At 70.0% G+C, this 17,907-nt stretch carries 19 protein-coding genes; 13 read left to right on the top strand and 6 right to left on the bottom strand.

Annotated features, from left to right (window positions below; translation table 11 throughout):
• The first annotated feature begins 62 nt into the window (after positions 1-62).
• The 3 genes from OGL92_RS11080 (at position 63) to OGL92_RS11090 (ending at position 2,261) form a co-directional block, all read left to right on the top strand.
• Positions 63-950: a lysophospholipid acyltransferase gene (locus tag OGL92_RS11080; RefSeq protein WP_263143659.1), complete on the top strand. Its 888-nt coding sequence runs from the start codon at positions 63-65 to the stop codon at positions 948-950.
• A 155-nt stretch (positions 951-1,105) separates the two neighbouring features.
• Positions 1,106-1,390 carry a PilZ domain-containing protein gene (locus tag OGL92_RS11085; RefSeq protein ID WP_263143660.1) on the top strand — a complete coding sequence of 95 codons (285 nt, stop codon included), beginning with the start codon at positions 1,106-1,108 and terminating at the stop codon, positions 1,388-1,390.
• Between the two features lie 217 nt (positions 1,391-1,607).
• Entirely contained in the window at positions 1,608-2,261 is a 654-nt protein-coding gene (locus OGL92_RS11090) for a 7-cyano-7-deazaguanine/7-aminomethyl-7-deazaguanine transporter (RefSeq protein ID WP_263143661.1), read from the top strand.
• A 130-nt stretch (positions 2,262-2,391) separates the two neighbouring features.
• On the opposite strand, the gene OGL92_RS11095 is transcribed toward OGL92_RS11090, so the two are convergent.
• From OGL92_RS11095 to def, 5 genes are all read right to left on the bottom strand, one after another.
• Positions 2,392-2,706 carry a tetratricopeptide repeat protein gene (locus OGL92_RS11095; protein ID WP_263143662.1) on the bottom strand — a complete coding sequence of 105 codons (315 nt, stop codon included), beginning with the start codon at positions 2,704-2,706 and terminating at the stop codon, positions 2,392-2,394.
• A 169-nt stretch (positions 2,707-2,875) separates the two neighbouring features.
• Positions 2,876-4,249: a Trk system potassium transporter TrkA gene (trkA, locus tag OGL92_RS11100; RefSeq protein ID WP_263143663.1), complete on the bottom strand. Its 1,374-nt coding sequence runs from the start codon at positions 4,247-4,249 to the stop codon at positions 2,876-2,878.
• Positions 4,250-4,262: 13 nt separating this feature from the next.
• Complete coding sequence (gene rsmB / locus OGL92_RS11105; RefSeq protein WP_263143664.1) at positions 4,263-5,576, bottom strand: 16S rRNA (cytosine(967)-C(5))-methyltransferase RsmB; 1,314 nt, start codon at positions 5,574-5,576, stop codon at positions 4,263-4,265.
• Positions 5,573-6,505, bottom strand: a complete 933-nt coding sequence (gene fmt, locus OGL92_RS11110; RefSeq protein ID WP_263143665.1) for a methionyl-tRNA formyltransferase — start codon at positions 6,503-6,505, stop codon at positions 5,573-5,575. The genes rsmB and fmt overlap by 4 nt, the downstream gene beginning before the upstream one ends.
• A gap of 84 nt (positions 6,506-6,589) precedes the next feature.
• Entirely contained in the window at positions 6,590-7,096 is a 507-nt protein-coding gene (gene def, locus OGL92_RS11115) for a peptide deformylase (RefSeq protein ID WP_263143666.1), read from the bottom strand.
• A 141-nt stretch (positions 7,097-7,237) separates the two neighbouring features.
• Between def and OGL92_RS11120 the strand changes: the two genes are divergently transcribed.
• The 3 genes from OGL92_RS11120 (at position 7,238) to OGL92_RS11130 (ending at position 10,098) form a co-directional block, all read left to right on the top strand.
• The gene (locus OGL92_RS11120; RefSeq protein WP_263143667.1) at positions 7,238-8,263 is read left to right on the top strand and encodes a LysM peptidoglycan-binding domain-containing protein; all 1,026 of its coding nucleotides are present in this window, start codon (positions 7,238-7,240) and stop codon (positions 8,261-8,263) included.
• Positions 8,264-8,338: 75 nt separating this feature from the next.
• Positions 8,339-9,448 (top strand): DNA-processing protein DprA, encoded by a 1,110-nt coding sequence (gene dprA, locus OGL92_RS11125; protein ID WP_263143668.1) that lies wholly within the window; start codon positions 8,339-8,341, stop codon positions 9,446-9,448.
• 92 nt (positions 9,449-9,540) lie between these two features.
• On the top strand, positions 9,541-10,098 hold the full coding sequence (locus OGL92_RS11130; RefSeq protein WP_263143669.1) for a Sua5/YciO/YrdC/YwlC family protein: 558 nt from the start codon (positions 9,541-9,543) through the stop codon (positions 10,096-10,098).
• A gap of 45 nt (positions 10,099-10,143) precedes the next feature.
• Here OGL92_RS11130 and OGL92_RS11135 read toward each other — a convergent pair whose 3' ends face one another.
• A complete protein-coding gene (locus OGL92_RS11135; protein ID WP_263143670.1) occupies positions 10,144-11,121 on the bottom strand; it encodes an NADPH:quinone reductase in 978 nt (325 codons plus the stop codon).
• A 238-nt stretch (positions 11,122-11,359) separates the two neighbouring features.
• Here OGL92_RS11135 and hemF point away from each other — a divergent pair, with 238 nt between their 5' ends.
• From hemF to OGL92_RS11170, 7 genes are all read left to right on the top strand, one after another.
• Positions 11,360-12,277: an oxygen-dependent coproporphyrinogen oxidase gene (gene hemF / locus OGL92_RS11140; RefSeq protein WP_263143671.1), complete on the top strand. Its 918-nt coding sequence runs from the start codon at positions 11,360-11,362 to the stop codon at positions 12,275-12,277.
• 51 nt (positions 12,278-12,328) lie between these two features.
• Positions 12,329-13,150: a shikimate dehydrogenase gene (gene aroE, locus OGL92_RS11145; protein WP_263143672.1), complete on the top strand. Its 822-nt coding sequence runs from the start codon at positions 12,329-12,331 to the stop codon at positions 13,148-13,150.
• Between the two features lie 123 nt (positions 13,151-13,273).
• A complete protein-coding gene (locus tag OGL92_RS11150; RefSeq protein ID WP_263143673.1) occupies positions 13,274-14,263 on the top strand; it encodes a hypothetical protein in 990 nt (329 codons plus the stop codon).
• On the top strand, positions 14,244-15,512 hold the full coding sequence (locus OGL92_RS11155) for a peptidyl-prolyl cis-trans isomerase (protein ID WP_263143674.1): 1,269 nt from the start codon (positions 14,244-14,246) through the stop codon (positions 15,510-15,512). Before OGL92_RS11150 ends, OGL92_RS11155 begins: the two co-directional genes overlap by 20 nt.
• On the top strand, positions 15,512-16,096 hold the full coding sequence (locus OGL92_RS11160; RefSeq protein ID WP_263143675.1) for a hypothetical protein: 585 nt from the start codon (positions 15,512-15,514) through the stop codon (positions 16,094-16,096). The genes OGL92_RS11155 and OGL92_RS11160 overlap by 1 nt, the downstream gene beginning before the upstream one ends.
• A 206-nt stretch (positions 16,097-16,302) precedes the next feature.
• Positions 16,303-16,782, top strand: a complete 480-nt coding sequence (locus OGL92_RS11165) for a sigma-70 family RNA polymerase sigma factor (RefSeq protein ID WP_263143676.1) — start codon at positions 16,303-16,305, stop codon at positions 16,780-16,782.
• A complete protein-coding gene (locus OGL92_RS11170; protein WP_263143677.1) occupies positions 16,779-17,735 on the top strand; it encodes a FecR family protein in 957 nt (318 codons plus the stop codon). Before OGL92_RS11165 ends, OGL92_RS11170 begins: the two co-directional genes overlap by 4 nt.
• The last annotated feature ends 172 nt before the right edge of the window (positions 17,736-17,907 follow it).

Here is a 17,907-nt window from a genome sequence, read left to right on the forward strand (position 1 = left end):
GGGGTCGCCTGCGTCCTGCCCAAGGCGGGTAGAATACCCGCCCCCGTTTTCAGGAGTGTTCCGTGGAGAAGTTCAAAGGCGCCTTGGTCGTCGGTTTCCTGCGCCTGTTCGCCCTGCTGCCCTGGCGCGTCGTGCAAGGCCTGGGCGGGCTCATCGGCTGGCTGATGTGGAAACTGCCGACCCGCGCCCGCTCGGTGGTGCGCATCAACCTCGCCAAGTGTTTCCCCGAACTGGACGCCGAGGCCCACGAACGGCTGGTGCGGCGCAGCCTGAGGGACATCGGCCGGACCCTCACCGAAAGCGCCTGCGCCTGGATCTGGCCGGCGGAGAAGTCCCTGCGCCTGATCCGCGAGGTCGAGGGCATGGACGTGCTCCGCGAGGCCCTGGATTCCGGCGCCGGCCTGGTGGGCATCACCAGCCACCTGGGCAACTGGGAAGTGCTCAACCACTTCTACTGTTCCCACGCCAAGCCGATCATTTTCTACCGGCCGCCGAAGCTCAAGGCGGTGGACGACCTGCTGAAGAAGCAGCGCGTACAGCTCGGCAACCGGGTCGCGCCTTCCACCCCGGAAGGCATCCTCAGCGTCATCAAGGAAGTGAAGCGCGGCGGCTGCGTGGGGATTCCCGCCGATCCCGAACCGGCCCTGAGCGCCGGGATCTTCGTGCCCTACCTCGGCACCCAGGCGCTGACCAGCAAGTTCGTGCCGTCCCTGCTCGCCCGCACCAAGGCGCGCGGGGTGTTCTTCCATGCGGTGCGGCTGGAGGACGGGTCCGGCTACAAGGTGATCCTCGAGGCGGCGCCGGCGGACATCTACGACCCCGATCCCCAGGTCGGCGTGGCGGCCATGAGCCGGGTGCTGGAAGGCTACGTGCGGCGCTATCCCAGCCAGTACATGTGGAGCATGAAGCGCTTCAAGAAGCGTCCCGAGGGCGAAAGCCGCTGGTACTGAGGGGCGAAGGCTGGGCGGCGGTGGATTTTTGCGCTATCTAGTGCTGTACGAAATGTTCGGGTGTCGTTTCGGAGACGGTTTCGCCGCCTCCGGCACGGCGGACGCAGGCCGTTTCGTAGACGCCAGCCCCTTCCCTTTGCCAATGGCGAGCCCCCATGTCCAGCAAGCGGTCCGGACCCAACCAACGCGAACACCCGCGCATCCCGATGAAGTGCCGAATCAAGATCGTCCATCCCAGCTTCGGTGAATTGATCGCCCAGACCCGCGACCTCTCGGACGGCGGCGTCTATATCCGCGACGCCAGTCTCGCCGCCCTGCCCCTGGGGACGCGCGTCACCGGGCAGGTCCAGGACCTGCCGATGGACGCGCCGGTGTTGCAACTGGAGATCATGCGGGTGGACGCCGACGGCGCCGGGCTGCGCTTCGTCGGCGAGGAATGAGGCGGGCCAGGCGGCGGCCCTGGCGCCACGGCGTCGCCCGTCAGGCTTCTCGGCGGACCTGGTGCTCGCCGGGCGCCAGGCCTGGCCTCCATCGCGCGGGGTTTTCCGACGGATGTCCCCTGGCGCGGGAACGAAGCCGGTAGAATGGCCGGCGCCGCGTCGATGCGGCACCTGAATGGGTTCCCTCACCCCATAGCCTGCAAAAAAAGGACGCCCCATGCCGCTTTTCTCGCCCTCGGCGCAGCGCCTGACGCTGGCCGGCCTGATCGCTTTCCACATCCTGGTCATCATCGCCAGCAACTATCTGGTGCAGTTGCCGATGACCCTGTTCGGCTGGCAGACCACCTGGGGCGCCTTCAGCTTCCCGTTCATCTTTCTCGCCACCGACCTCACCGTGCGCCTGCTCGGCAAGGCCTCGGCGCGCCAGGTCATCGCCCGGGTGATGCTGCCGGCGCTGCTGGCCTCCTACGTGGTCTCGGTGCTGTTCCAGGAGGCCGAGTTCCGCGGCCTCGGCGCTTTGCTCGAATTCAACCTGTTCGTCCTGCGCATTTCCCTGGCGAGCTTCTTCGCCTACGTACTGGGCCAGATCCTCGATATCCAAGTGTTCGACCGGCTGCGCCGCCTGCCGCAGTGGTGGATCGCCCCCACCGCCGCCACGGTGCTGGGCAACCTGCTGGACACCTTCAGCTTCTTCTCCGTCGCCTTTTGGCACAGCACCAACCCTTTCATGGCCGAGCACTGGGTGGAAATCGCCACCGTCGACTACGGGGTGAAGCTGAGCGTCAGCCTGATCCTGTTCGTGCCGCTCTACGGCATGCTGCTCAACGCCATCGTGCGGATGCTCGGCCAGCGTCCGGCACTGGCGAATTGACTCCGCACCGGTGGCGCTCCGCGCGAAGCGCGTCACCCGGACACGACGGGCCACGACGCCGCCCCGAGACGGCCATAGCGGAGAGGCACCCTAGGCCCCTTGGAACGGCGCGCCGATGGCGCGCGAAGGGTCAGGGTGCGGAACGCGCCAGCTTGCGCAGGAACACCGTCATTTCCTTTTCCGCCTGCTTGTCGCCACGGGCCTGGGCGGCTTCCAGGCCCCGTTGCCAGGCCTCCCGGGCCCCCGCCGGATCGTCATCCGCCTGCAACGCCTTGCCCAGCAGTTTCCAGGCGGCGGAATAGGCCGGGTCCTGTTCCACGCAGCGGCGCAGGTGCAGCGCCGCTTGCGCGGCGTCGCCCGCGTCCAGGTAGCCCTTGCCGAGGCCAAAGCGCAGCAGGGCATTGTCGGTGCCCTTGGCCAGCAGGTTTTCCAGGGATTGCAGCATCCGCACGCTCCTGAGGTCTGTACGAAAAGTCACCAAGCGAAGGTCAGGCCAAGCGAAAACAGGCGAAGAGGCGGAGTTTACGCGCCGTCAATGAGCCTACCGCGCCTGTTTTAACGCAACGTCACCGAGCGCAGGCACTTGGTACGGAGCCCAGGGGCCGGCGCGGCCCTCAGAAGAAGGTCAGCCCCGCCTGGAACAGCCGCTCCACGTCGCGGATGTGCTTCTTGTCCACCAGGAACAGGATCACGTGGTCGCCCGAGGCGATCACCGTGTCGCCATGGGCGATCAGCACTTCCTCGTCGCGGATGATCGCGCCGATGGTGGTGCCCGGCGGCATGTCGATGTCGCCGACCCGGCGCCCGACCACCTTGCTCGAGCGCGAGTCGCCGTGGGCGATGGCCTCGATCGCCTCCGCCGCGCCCCGGCGCAGCGAGTGGACGCTGACGATGTCGCCCCGGCGCACGTGGGTGAGCAGGGTGCCGATGGTCGCCAGTTGCGGGCTGATGGCGATGTCGATGTCGCCGCCCTGCACCAGGTCCACGTAGGCGGGGTTGTTGATCAGCGTCATCACCTTGCGTGCGCCCATGCGCTTGGCCAGCAGCGAGGACATGATGTTGGCCTCGTCGTCGTTGGTCAGGGCCAGGAAGATGTCGGTGGCGTCGATGTTCTCTTCCAGCAGCAGGTCGCGGTCCGAGGCGCTGCCCTGCAGCACCACGGTGCTGTCCAGGCTGTCGGACAGGTGCCGGCAGCGTGCCGCGCTCTTCTCGATGATCTTCACCTGGTAGCGGCTCTCGATGGCTTCCGCCAGGCGCTCGCCGACGTTGCCGCCGCCGGCGATGACGATCCGCTTGTAGCTGTCCTCGAGGCGGCGCATTTCGCTCATCACCGCGCGGATGTGGGCCTTGGCGGCGATGAAGAACACCTCGTCGTCGGCCTCGATCACCGTGTCGCCCTGGGGCGTGATCGGCCGGTTGCGCCGGTAGATCGCCGCCACCCGGGTGTCCACCGTGGGCATGTGCGCGCGTAACTGGCGCAGCTCCTGGCCCACCAGCGGGCCGCCGTAGTAGGCGCGCACCCCCACCAATTGCGCCTTGCCCTCGGCGAAGTCGATCACCTGCAGGGCACCGGGGTATTCGATCAGGCGCTTGATGTAGTTGGTCACCACCTGTTCCGGGCTGATCAGCACGTCCACCGGGATGGCTTCGTTGTCGAACAGCCCGGCGCGGGACAGGTAGGCCGTCTCGCGCACCCGGGCGATCTTGGTCGGGGTGTGGAACAGCGTGTAGGCCACCTGGCAGGCGACCATATTGGTCTCGTCGCTGTTGGTCACCGCCACCAGCATGTCGGCGTCGTCGGCGCCGGCCTGGCGCAGCACCGTGGGGAACGACCCGTGGCCCTGGATGGTGCGGATATCCAGGCGGTCGCCGAGGTCGCGCAGGCGCTCGCCGTCGGTATCGACCACGGTGATGTCGTTGGCCTCGCTGGCCAGGTGCTCGGCCAGGGTGCCGCCGACCTGCCCGGCGCCGAGAATGATGATTTTCATCCGTGTGCCTTCCTCAGCCGCGCGGCGCGGCGGCGATCTTGATCAGCTTGGCATAGTAGAAACCGTCGTGGCCTTCCGGCTGCGGCAGCAACTGGCGGCCGTGGGCGACCTTCAGGCCGGCGTCGGTGGCCAGGTCCAGTTCCCGCGCGCCGGGGGTGCGGGCGAGGAACGCGGCGATGTTCTCGCTGTTTTCCCGCGGCAGCACCGAGCAGGTGGCGTAGAGCAGCACGCCGCCCACTTCGAGGGTCGGCCACAGCGCATCGAGCAGTTCGCCCTGCAACTGCGCCAGCGCCGCCACGTCGTCGGCCTGGCGGGTCAGCTTGATGTCCGGATGGCGACGGATCACCCCGGTGGCGGAGCAGGGCGCGTCCAGCAGGATTCGCTGGAACGGCCGGCCGTCCCACCAGGCGGCGGTGTCGCGGCCGTCGGCGGCGATCAGCGTGGCGTTCAGGCGCAACCGGTCGAGGTTCTCGCGCACCCGTTGCAGGCGGCCGGGCTCCAAGTCGAGGGCGACCACCTCGGCCAGCGCCGGTTCGCGCTCCAGCAGGTGGCAGGTCTTGCCGCCCGGCGCGCAGCAGGCGTCGAGCACCCGTTGCCCGGGGGCCAGCTCGAGCAGGCCGGCGGCCAGCTGCGCCGCCTCGTCCTGCACGCTCAGGCGGCCCTCGGCGAAGCCCGGCAGGGCCTTCACGTCCTGCGCCTGGGCCAGGCGGATGCCGTCGGCGCTGAAGGCACAGGGCATGGCCTCGATCCCGGCGTCGCGCAGCTCGGTCAGGTAGGCGTCGCGGTCGCCCTGGCGGCGGTTGACCCGCAGGATCAGCGGCGGATGCAGGTTGTTGGCCGCGCAGATGTCTTCCCAGTGCTCCGGCCAGGCCGCTTTCAGCGCCTTTTGCAGCCAGCGCGGATGGGCGCTGCGCACCACCGGGTCGCGCTCCAGCTCGGCGAACAGCGCGGCGCCGTCGCGTTGCGCGTTGCGCAGCACGGCGTTGAGCAGGCCCTTGGCCCAGGGCTTCTTCAATGCCTCGACGCAGCCGACGGTCTCGCCGATGGCGGCGTGGGGCGGGATGCGCGTATGCAGCAACTGATAGAGACCGATCAGCAGCAGGGCCTCCACGTCCTTGTCGGCGGCCCGGAACGGCTTCTGCAGCAGGCGCTCGGCGAGCGCGGCCAGGCGCGGTTGCCAGCGGGCCGCGCCGAACGCCAGTTCCTGGGCCAGGCCGCGGTCGCGCGCCTCGACGCGCTCCAGTTGTGCCGGCAGGCTGCCGCCCAGCGACGCCTTGCCCGCGAGCACGGCGCCCAGGGCGCGGGCCGCGGCGAGACGCGGATTCATCGGCCCAGGACCTTGCCGACGGCGAATTGCTCGCGGCGGCTGTTGAACAGGTCGGCGAACGGCAGCGGCTTGCCGCCGGGCAGTTGCAGCCGGGTCAGCGTCAGCACGCCTTCCCCGCAGGCGACGCCGAGGCCCTCGCGGCTGGCGGCGACGATTTCGCCCGGCGCGCCGCGGCCTTCGCCCAGGCGCGCCGCCCATACCTTGAGGGTGTCCCCGTCCAGACCGGTGTGGCACACCGGCCAGGGGTCGAACGCGCGGATACGCCGTTCCAGCTCCCGTGCCGGACGCTGCCAGTCGAGCCGCGCTTCTTCTTTATTCAGCTTGTGGGCGTAGGTGGCGAGGGCGTCGTCCTGGATTTCGCCGAGCAGGGTGCCGGCCGCGAGGCCTTCCAGCGCCTGCACCACGGCCGCCGCGCCCAGCACGGCCAGGCGGTCGTGCAGGCTGCCGCCGGTGTCGTCGGCGCCGATCGGCGTGGCGCTCTTGAGCAGCATCGGCCCGGTATCGAGCCCGGCTTCCATGCGCATGACGGTGACGCCCGACTCGGCATCGCCGGCCTCCAGCGCCCGCTGGATCGGCGCGGCGCCGCGCCAGCGCGGGAGCAGCGAGGCGTGACTGTTGATGCAGCCCAGGCGCGGGATGTCCAGCACCGCCTGGGGCAGGATCAGCCCGTAGGCGACCACCAGCATCAGGTCCGGCGCCAGCGCGGCCAGTTCGGCCTGCGCGGCGGGATCGCGCAGGCTGGCGGGTTGCAGCACGGGAATGCCGTGGCGCTCGGCCAACTGCTTGACCGGGCTGGGCATCAGTTTCTGGCCGCGTCCGGCCGGGCGATCCGGCTGGGTGTAGACGGCGACGACCGGCTGCCGGGCGTCCAGCAGAGCCTGCAGGTGGTGGGCGGCGAACTCCGGCGTGCCGGCGAAAACGATGCGCAAGATCGGGCTCCTTGGAATGGGCGCGGAGAACCTAGGCTCCGGAAAAGAAAAAGGCTTGCCGGAGCAAGCCTTTGGGATCGGCCTTCAAGCCTGCTGGCGGTGCTGCTTCTCCAGCTTCTTCTTGATCCGATCGCGTTTGAGGGTGGACAGGTAGTCGACGAACAGCTTGCCGTTGAGGTGGTCGCACTCGTGCTGGATGCACACCGCCAGCAATCCCTCGGCGATCAGCTCGAAGGGCTTGCCGTCGCGGTCCAGCGCCTTGATCCGCACCTTCTGCGGCCGCTCGACGTTCTCGTAGAAGCCGGGCACCGACAGGCAGCCTTCCTGGTACTGCTCCAGTTCCTCGGTGAGGGTCTCGAATTCGGGATTGATGAAGACCCGCGGTTCGGATTTGTCCTCGGACAGGTCCATCACCACCACCCGCTTGTGCACGTTCACCTGGGTCGCGGCGAGGCCGATGCCGGGTGCGGCGTACATGGTTTCGAACATATCGTCGATCAACGCGCGCAGCCCATCGTCGACCACATCCACCGGCTTGGCGAGGGTGCGCAGACGCGGATCGGGAAATTCGAGGATATTCAGAATCGCCATATGGGTTTGTGATGCACTTGTAGAATAAATTCAAAATCCGCTGCTAAGATGATGAGCAGCATTGAAAAACGCCTGTAGAGCCCGGTTGGGGCGGCTCGCAGCCGTCAAAGTGTGAACGAACATAATAAAGGGATTCACCGCATGAGGAAATCATTACTCGCCCTGCTGCTGCTGGCCGCCAGTGGCCTGGCGCAGGCCGCCGTACAGCTCAGGGACGGGCATCCGGAAAGCTACACGGTGGTCAGGGGCGATACCCTGTGGGACATTTCCGGGCGGTTCCTGCGGGAGCCCTGGAAGTGGCCGGAAATCTGGCACGCCAACCCTCAGGTGGCCAATCCTCATCTGATCTACCCCGGTGACACCCTCACCCTCACCTACGTGGATGGGCAGCCTCGGCTGATGCTCAACCGCGGCGCTTCGCGCGGCACCATCAAGCTGTCGCCGAAAGTGCGCAGCACGCCGATGGCCGAAGCGATCCCGGCGATTCCCTTGGAGGCCATCAACAGCTTCCTGATCAGCAACCGCATCCTGGATACGCCGGAACAGTTTAACGGCGTGCCTTATATAGTGGCCGGCAACGCCGAGCGGGTGCTCAGCGGCACCGGCGACCGCATCTACGCCCGCGGTCATTTCGAGGATAACCAGCCGGCCTACGGCATCTTCCGCCAGGGCCGGACCTACCTCGACCCGGAAACCCAGGAATTCCTCGGCATCAACGCCGACGACATCGGCAGCGGCGACATGGTCGCGGTGGAAGGCGACGTGGCGACCCTCTCGCTGACCCGCTCGACCCAGGAAGTGCGCCTGGGCGACCGCCTGTTCCCCACCGAGGAGCGCGCGGTGAATTCCACCTTCATGCCCAGCGAGCCGAGCAACGAGATCAAGGGCGTGATCCTCGACGTGCCGCGCGGCGTGACCCAGGTCGGCCAGTTCGACGTGGTGACCATCAACAAGGGCAAGCGCGACGGCCTTACCGAGGGCAACGTGCTCGCCGTGTACAAGACCGGCGAAAGCGTGCGCGACCGCCTCACCGGCGAGCGGGTGAAGATCCCCGATGAGCGCTCCGGCCTGCTGATGGTGTTCCGCACCTACGACAAGCTCAGCTATGGCCTGATCCTCGTCGCCACCCGGCAGCTGTCGGTGCTCGACAAGGTCCGCAACCCGTAACACCGAACCCCGCCTCCCCGGCGGGGTTTTTCGTTCCACCGTCCGCTGCGGCGGCGACGATCAAGGATGATCGACATGCCTCACCTCTCTTCCGCGCCGGTCTCGCCGGCCGAGCTGGAAGCCCGACTGCGCTTGCATTGCCTGCCGGACCTCGGGCCCCGGCGTTTCCGCCGCTTGCTGTCCGCCTTCGACAGCGCCTCGTCCGCCCTCAGTGCCCCGGCCGCCGCCTGGCGCGCCCTCGGCCTGCCCGACAGCTGCGCCGAGCCGCGTCGCAGCGCGGAAATCCGCGAGCGGGCGGCCGCGGCCCTGGGCTGGCTGGACGACCCGGCGCACCACCTGGTCATGTGGGACGAGCCGAGCTATCCGGCCTTGCTCGCCGAGCTCGACGACGCCCCGCCGCTGCTGTTCGTCGCCGGCGTCCCGACGATCCTGGAAAAGCCGCAATTGGCGATCGTCGGCAGCCGCCGCGCCAGCGCGCCGGGGCTCGACAGCGCCCGGCGGTTTTCCCGCGCCCTGGCCGGCGCCGGCTTCGTCATCACCAGCGGACTGGCGCTGGGCATCGACGGCGCCGCCCACCTGGGCGCGCTGGACGCCGCCGGGGAGACCGTGGCGGTGCTCGGCACCGGCCTGCAGCGGCTCTATCCGCCCCGGCATGCCGGCCTGGCCGCGCGCATCGTCGCCGAAGGCGGTGCCCTGGTGTCCGAACTGCCGCTGGACAGCCCGCCCCAGGCCGGCAATTTCCCCCGCCGCAATCGCCTGATCAGCGGGTTGTCCCTGGGCGTGCTGGTGGTGGAGGCCAGCCCCTCCAGCGGCTCGCTGATCACCGCGCGGCTGGCCGCCGAGCAGGGCCGCGAGGTCTACGCGATCCCCGGCTCGATCCATCATCCCGGCGCGCGCGGTTGCCACCAGTTGATCCGCGACGGCGCCACCCTGGTGGAAAGCGTCGAGCATATCCTCGAGGCCTTGCGCGGCTGGCAGGCGCTGGCGCCCGTGCCGAAGCCGGTCGATCCCGCCGAGTCGCCCTTGCTGAGCCTGCTTCGCGCCGCGCCGCAGAGCAGCGAGGGCCTGGCGCTGGCCGCCGGCTGGCCGATGCCGCGCACGCTCGCCGCCCTCACCGAGTTGGAACTGGACGGCCTGGTTGCCTGCGAGGCCGGGCGCTGGGTCTACCGCGGCGCGACCGCCTGAACCCGTGACCCGCGGCAAATGCCGCGCGAAACCGGCCCGCGCGCGCGCGGGCCCTGTAAACTGCGCCGATCCAGATTTACCGGAGCGAAGCGATGGTCAGCAGTTGGCGAGTGCAGCGGGCGGCGCGGGTGATCCGCCAGGGTGGGGTCATCGCCTATCCCACCGAAGCGGTGTGGGGCCTGGGATGCGACCCCTGGGACGAGGACGCGGTGTATCGGTTGTTGGCGTTGAAGGACCGCTCTCCGTCGAAGGGGCTGATCCTGGTGGCCGACACCATCCGCCAGTTCGACTTTCTCCTGGAGGACCTGCCCGACGCCTGGCTGCAGCGCCTCGCCAGCACCTGGCCGGGGCCCAACACCTGGCTGGTGCCGCACCGCGAGCGGCTGCCGGAATGGATCACCGGCGAGCACGACAGCGTGGCCCTGCGGGTCAGCGATCACCCCCTGGTGGGCGAGCTGTGCGCATTGACCGGGCCGCTGGTGTCGACCTCGGCGAATCCCGCCGGGCGCCCCGCCGCCGTCAGCCGGCTGCGGGTACGCCAATACTTCGGCGACCGCCTGGACGGCGTCCTCGGGGGCGCCCTCGGCGGCCGGCGCAACCCCAGCCTGATCCGTGACCTGGTCAGCGGCCGGGTGATCCGGCCGGCCTGAGGCGACCCTAGGCTCGGCGGCCTCCTCGGCGCCGAGCCGGGCGGATCAGGGCAGCAGCACGGTGGAACCGGTGGTCTTCCGTGACGTCAACGCGGCCTGCGCTTCGGCGGCGTCGCGCAGGGCATAGCGCTGGCCGACTTCCACGGCGATCTTGCCGCTGGCGATCATCTCGAACAATTCGTCGGCCATGGCCTGCAGGCGTTCCGCGTTGTCGGCGTAATTGGCCAGGGTCGGCCGGGTGACGAACAGCGAACCCTTCTGCGCCAGCACCCCCAGGTTGACCCCGTTGACCGGGCCGGAGGCATTGCCGAAGCTGACCAGCAGGCCACGCGGCGCCACGCAGTCCAGGGAGATCTCCCAGGTGTCCTTGCCCACCGAGTCGTAGACCACCGGGCACTTGCGCCCCTCGGTCAGCTCGCGTACCCGCTCCACGATGTCCTCGCGGCTGCGGTCGATGGTCGCCCAGGCGCCCAGGGCCTTGGCTCGCTCGGCCTTCTCCGGCGAGCCGACCACGCCGATCAGCCGCACCCCGAGCGCCCTGGCCCACTGGCAGGCGATGGAGCCGACGCCCCCGGCGGCGGCGTGGAACAGCACGGTATCGCCGCTCTTCAGGGGCGCGGTCTGGCGCAGCAGGTACTGCACGGTCAGGCCCTTGAGCATCACCGCCGCGGCCTGCTCGTAGTCGATGGTGTCGGGCAGGCGCACCAGTTTGTCGGCGGGCAGCACGTGCAGCTCGGCATAGGCGCCCAGTGGCCCGAGGGCGTAGCCGACGCGGTCGCCGACCTTCAGGTGCCGCACGGCGCTGCCCACCGCGTCCACCTCGCCGGCGCCCTCGGTGCCCAGTCCGGAAGGCAGCGCGGGCGGCGCGTACAGGCCGGTGCGGAAATAGGTGTCGATGAAGTTGAGGCCGATCGCCCGGTTGCGTACCCGCACTTCGTGGGGGCCGGGCTCGGCGGGGCGGTAGTCGACGTATTCGAGGACATCCGGGCCGCCATGGGTGCTGAACTGGATTCGTTTGGTCATGCGGGTTCCTCTGTACGGGAAGAGCGCGCCCCCGCGCCGAGCGAAAGGGCTGCGTCCCTCCGGGGTCATCGGTCGAACGATCTATCCAAGCCGCCCGCCGGCCCGCTGTCAACCGCGGGCGGCGGAGGCGGGTGGTATGCTAGCGCGCCGTCGCCGCCCGCCCAGGCGCGGCCGCGCATTCGTCGACAACCCCGCCCGCCCTCGGTGGCGGCGCCGGACCCGCACCCAAGGTGACGCCGTGATTGAATCCATCGAGGCCGTGAAAGCCTACCTGCTCGACCTGCAAGACCGCATCTGCGCCGCCCTGGAGGCCGAGGACGCGGGCAGCCGGTTCATCGAGGACGCCTGGACCCGCCCCGGCGGCGGCGGCGGGCGCACCCGGGTGATGGAGAACGGCGCGCTGGTCGAGAAGGGCGGGGTCAACTTTTCCCATGTGTTCGGCAGCAACCTGCCGCCGTCCGCCAGCGCGCACCGGCCGGAGCTGGCCGGGCGCGGCTTCCAGGCCTTCGGCGTGTCCCTGGTGATCCACCCGCGCAACCCCCACGTGCCCACCTCCCACGCCAACGTGCGCTTCTTCGTCGCGGAGAAGGAGGGCGAGGCGCCGGTCTGGTGGTTCGGCGGCGGCTTCGACCTCACCCCCTATTACGGCGTCGAAGAGGATTGCCAGCACTGGCACCGGGTGGCGCGGGATGCCTGCGCGCCCTTCGGCGACGAGGTGTATCCGCGCTACAAGGCCTGGTGCGACCGTTATTTCCACCTCAAGCACCGCAACGAACCGCGGGGCATCGGCGGCTTGTTCTTCGACGACCTCAACGAGTGGGACTTCGACACCAGCTTCGCCTTCCTCCGCGCCATCGGCGACGCCTACCTGGAGGCCTACCTGCCCATCGTGCAGCGGCGCAAGGCGCAGCCGTTCGACGAGGCCCAACGCGAGTTCCAGGCCTTCCGCCGCGGCCGCTACGTGGAGTTCAACCTGGTGTACGACCGCGGCACCCTGTTCGGCCTGCAATCCGGCGGCCGCACCGAATCGATCCTCATGTCGCTGCCGCCGCAGGTGCGCTGGGGCTACGACTGGCACCCCGAGCCGGGCAGCGCGGAGGCCCGCCTCACCGAGTATTTCCTCACCGACCGCGACTGGCTGGGCACGCCGGGCTGAGCCCGCCGGGCGTTCCCCACCGCTGCGCGCACCCTCGATCAAAGGAGTCCCATGGACCGTTACGGCGTTTTCGGCAACCCCATCGGCCACAGCAAATCGCCGCTGATCCAGCGGCGCTTCGCCGAGCAGACCGGCGAGGCCCTGGCCTACGAGGCGCTGCTGGCGCCCCTGGAGGATTTCGCCGGGTTCGCCCGCGCCTTCTTCGCCGAAGGCCGCGGTGCCAACGTCACCGTGCCGTTCAAGGAGGAGGCCTATCGCCTGGCCGACGTCCTCAGCGAGCGGGCCGAGCGCGCCGGCGCGGTGAACACCCTGAAGAAACTCGCCGATGGCCGCCTCTACGGCGACAACACCGACGGCGCCGGCCTGGTGCGCGACCTCACCGGCAACGCCGGCTTCGCCCTGGGCGGTACCCGGATCCTCCTGCTCGGCGCCGGCGGCGCGGTGCGCGGGGTGCTCGAACCGCTGCTCGGCGAAGGCCCGGCCACGCTCACCCTGGCCAACCGCACCGCGCACAAGGCCGAGCACCTGGCCGAGCGCTTCGCCGACCTGGGCCGGGTCTCGGGAAGCGGCTTCGAAGCCCTCGAAGGGCCCTTCGACCTGATCGTCAACGGCACCTCCGCCAGCCTCGCCGGCGAGCGGCCGCCCATCGACCCGGCGCTGATCCGCCGCGGCCATACGCTGTGCTACGACATGATGTACGCCAGCGAGCCCACCGCCTTCTGCCGCTGGGCCCTGGAGCAGGGCGCGGCGCGCGCGCTGGACGGCCTCGGCATGCTGGTGGAACAGGCGGCGGAAGCCTTCTTCGTCTGGCGCGGCGTGCGCCCGCGGACCGCGCCGGTGCTCGCGGAAATGCGCCGCCTGTTGACCGCCTGAGCGAGGGACAGCCTGCTCGCCCTGCCAATTGGTACGAAAGTACCTTTTGGCCGGATTTTGCAATACGACTGCCATTTTCCGCTTTTATAACTACCGGGACCCCACCCTTACCGAGTGTGTCCCATGTCGCCATCCCTGTTCGCTTTCGTCTCCGCCGCCGGCCTCTGCCTGGTCGCCGGCCACGCGGCCGCCTGGTCGCAACCGACCCACAAGAACATCGCCAAGGACGCCCTGGCCTTCCTCAATTCGGCCTATGCCACGCCGGAGATGAAGCGCGCCTACCAGTTCTACGTCGGTGCCGCCGGTAGCGAGGCCAAGGCCGGGGAAATCCTCGGCCAGGCCGCCTACGACGTCGACGATTTCCAGGACACCCACCTCGGCGGTTGGTGGGTCGGCTACGAGTACGCACCCATGGGCGACGCGGCGGCTTCGTTGGTCAACTACACCTCCTACTGGCATTTCATCGACATGGGCCGCCAGGGCGACGTGCATGGCAACGACCACGGCGGCTACGACTACCGCTACCACAAGGTCGACGGTAGCATCAGCGACGTGGACCGCTACGCGATGATCTACCTGTACAACCGCGAGCTGCTCAAGAGCGACTTCGACACCACCGAGGCGCATTACCGCCAGGGCAGCCGGTCCGACTGGCAGCGCGATTACGGCGACTTCCAGACCACCGCCTTCCAGCCCATCGATAACCTCGCCAACTACTGGTTCGAGCAGTTCAAGGCGGCGCCGTCGCTGCAGACCATCGGCTACGTGCTGCACGCCACCGGCGACGTGGGCCAGCCGCACCATTCCTGGGTCACCTCGGCTAACGGCCACACCAGTTGGGAAGGCTGGGTCGACGACCGCTACCTCGCCGAAGGCTTCGCCGACCCGGCGGCGGTGGCCAACCGGATCGCCGTCTACGACACCCGCCAGCCGCTGCGCGACCTGATCACCCAGACCGCGCAGATCGCCTACCAGAACCCCGAACCGCTCTACGACACCAGCGACGCCACCCGCCGGCGCCTGGCCCGCGAGCTGATCCCGCAATCGGTGGCGCTGACCGCCGCGGTGCTCACCAAAGCCGCCAATAGCTTCTATGCGCAAGGCAGCCTGTAGGCCGCGCCGGACGCTCGCCGGGCTGGCCTTCGTCACCTGGCTGGCCGGTGCCCTGCCGGCACTGGCCGGCCCGGACCTGAGCATCGACGGCGAGCGCTTGCCCGCCGCCAGCGTCGACCTGGTGCAGCAGGCGTTGGCCCGCCTGCATCCGGGCGGCGACCCGCTGCGGGTGCGCCGGGGCCTGGTGGAAAACCGCCTGCTGGCGCGGCAGGAGGAAGCCGGCCTGCCGGAACGGCAACGCCGGGCGCTCGACGCCCAGGTGGACGACGAGGCCGAGCGCCTGGTGGAGCTGGTCTACGGCGAACGGCTCGAGGCCGACCTCCAGGCGTTCCGCCTGCCCGACGACGGCCTCGACGCGGCGCGCCTGCGCGCGCTGCTCGCGCCGCGCGGCAACGGCCTGCGCCTCGACAGCCAGGCCCTGGACGCCGGGCAGCGTGCGGCGGCCGCCGCGACCCGGGTCCGGGTCTGGCGCTTCGCCGGCGGCGCGCCCGAGGTCCTCGACCTGCTCGACCTCTACGAGGCCGAGGAGGTGCAGGGCCGCGCCGAACTCCAGGAAGGCAACTTGGACTACCTGGAGCAACGCGCCGACCGGCGCCTGCGCCGTGCCTACCGTTGGCAGCGGCTGGCGGAGCAGGGCTTCGGCGCGGCCGAGCGCGACGGCCTGCGACGCATCGTGCGCGACAAGCTGGTCCGGCAGGCCTACCTGCGCCAGGTGGGTCTCACCGACGAGCTGCACCAGACGTCGGCGTACCTGCAAGCGGCCGCCCGCCAGGTTGGCGATGCCGAGGCGCGCGCCTATTACCAGCGCCACGGCGAACGTTATCGCAACGTCGCCCGGGTGCGCGCGGCGCACCTGCGCCTGGCCGACCAGGCCAGCGCCGACCGGGTCTATGCCGAGTTGCAGGCCGGCCTGGCGTTCGACGAGGCGGTGCGGCGCCATTCCCAGGCCGCGGACAAGGCCCTGGACCCGCCCGGCGACCTCGGAATCATCCACACCGCCGACCCCCGCCTGGACCTGCTGCACAAGGCGGCGCTGATCCAGAAGGCCGATACCCTGTCGCGGCCGATGCTGATCGACGGCGCCTTCGAGATCATCCGGGTGGGCGAGCGCGAGGATCGCCAACTGCCCTTGGAAGACCCGGCGGTGCGCGCGGAGGTCGACCAGGCGGTGGCCCGCGAACGGATCGCCGCGCAGCTCCAGGCGCGCCTCGACGAGCAGATGGCGCGGGCGCGGGTGGACGGCCTGTGATGCGCTGGCTGGCCGCCGCCCTGGGCTGCGCCGCGAGCGCGGTGGCGGCAGTGGTCTATCTGGCGGAGGCGGACCCGGCGCCCGCGCCTCCCGCGGTCGCGGCGGTCCCCCGCGGCGCGCCCCTGGCGGAGGCCGGGACGTGGTCGCCCCCGCCGGCACCGCGGGTATCCCGTCCCGCCCTGCCGGCGCCGACGGCCAAGGTCGCCGAGACGGACTCGCCACCAGGCCTGGATGCCGAGGCCGCCCAAGTGCTCATGCAGGTGATGATCGAACGCGGCGACCCACGCAGCCCGGCCCTGGGTGGCTTGCGCCCGCGGCGTCCGGCAACGGCGGCGACGCTCGCCGATCCCCAGGCCTATGCGGCGTTCCAGGCCGACGAGGAACGCCGCCAGGCCCAGGCTTATATCGCCGGGGTGCAGCAGATTCCGGCGATCCGCGCGCGGATCGAGGACGCCGCCCAAGGCGGCGAACGCAGCGCGGCGGAACTGGACGAGGCGCGCGGCGCCCTGCAACAGTTGGAAATGCTCCGCGACAGCCTGCGCACCCAGGCGCCCGAGCTGCTGTCCGAGCCGCCCGCGCCTTGATTTGCGCGGCCATGCGCCGGACGCGTCGAAAACCCGCCTCGGCCCCGGCGAGAAGCTCGACGCGAGCCCCCCGTGTTTCGATAATCATTCTCGATTCGTTGTATGCTGGCCGGCCTCTCCAGCACGCCGCGCCATGTGGCCGGTTTCCAGGGGTCCTCGGTCATATGCGGCGTTTCGCCTCTTCGTCCCTCCTGCAGAGCTTCCAGGTGCACTACGCGGACCTTCTCCGCTTCCTCGCCCGGCGCCTGGGCGATCGCCAGCGTGCGGCGGACGTGGCCCAGGACACCTGGCTGCGCCTGGCCGATCATCCCAATGAAAACGATGTGCTGGACCCGCGTGCCTATCTGTTTCGGGTAGCCGGCAACCTGGCCATCGACAACCTGCGTCGCGAAGGCCGCCTGGCCGAACTGCACGTCGAGGCGACCGCCGCCGACGAGCTGTGCGACCCATTGGCCACGCCGGAGTCCCACGTGCTCGCCCACGAAAGCCTGGAGCTGCTCGACGCCGCGCTCGACCAGTTGCCGGTCAACGCGCGCACCGCCCTGCTGCTCAATCGCCTGGACGGCCTGACCCATGCGCAGATCGCCCGGCGTCTGGGCGTATCGGAAAGCATGGTGGGCAAATACATCGTCCAGGCCATGCGCCATTGCCTGGCCTGGCAACGCCAGCAGGCGGGCGTGCCATGAGCCGCCATCAGTCGCTCGCCGCGTTGGAAGAGCAGGCCCTCGAGCACCTGGCGGAGCTGCATTCCGGACGCGCCGACGCCGAACGGCATGCCGCCTTCGCCCAGTGGCGTGCGCAGAGCCCGGCCCACGCGCATGCCGCCGCCACGGCCGAGGCACTGTGGAACGCGCTGCCGCGGACCCGCGCCGCCCGGCGTCACCGGCAGGGTGCCCCGGGTCGCGTGCGCCGCGGGCTGCCGCTGGCGATCGCGGCTTGCCTGGCGGTCGTCGCCGTGGGCCTGGCGTTACCCACGTTGCGGCCCGGCGGGTATGCCGACTACCGCACCCAGACCGGCGAGCGTCGGCTGATCGAACTGGCCGATGGCAGCCGCGTCTGGCTCAACAGCGACAGCGCGCTGTCCGAGGACTTTTCCCCGGGGCTGCGGCGCCTGCGCCTGCTGCGTGGCGAGGCGCTCTTCGAGGTGGCCAAGGACCCGGCGCGGCCCTTCGTGGTGGAGGCGGCCGGCGGCCGGGTGCGCGCCGTGGGCACCCGCTTCGACGTCGATAGCCGGGGCCCGCGGGTACGGGTGGACGTGAGCGAGGGCGTGGTCCAGGTGGACAGCGCCGGCGGTCAGCCGGTGAGCCTGGCGGCCGGGCAGCGCTTGAGCTATCGCGAGCGGGGCGCGCCCGGCGCGGTGCAGCCGCTGGACCTGTACAGCGCCAGCGCCTGGCAACGCGGCAAGCTGATCTTCAATCGGCGCCCGCTGGGCGAGGTGCTCGACGAACTGGAACGCTACCTGCCCGGGCGCATCCTGCTCACCGACCGCGACCTCGGCCGGCATCGGGTCAGCGGCGTGTTCGACCTCGATGACCCGGCCGCCCTGCTCACGACCCTGGAGCGCCTGCAACCGGTGAGGATCACCCGCTTGCCTTGGCTGGTGCTGATCCGGCCCGCTCCACGCGGCCCGGGCGAATAGCGCCCCCGGCAGCGCCGACCCGGGCCTGGCATGGCGGTGCTCATCGCCCCGCGCCCGGCGGATGATGGGTCGAAATTTTTTTCGTTTCGGCACTGCAAGGTTCGCGAAGTCGTTTCGTCGTAGGCATGAACGCGAAGAATTCCCAATAACGCGCCCTGCCCAACCGACACGG

The organism is Pseudomonas sp. RIT-PI-AD, from assembly GCF_025642785.1.
GTDB lineage: Bacteria > Pseudomonadota > Gammaproteobacteria > Pseudomonadales > Pseudomonadaceae > Pseudomonas_T.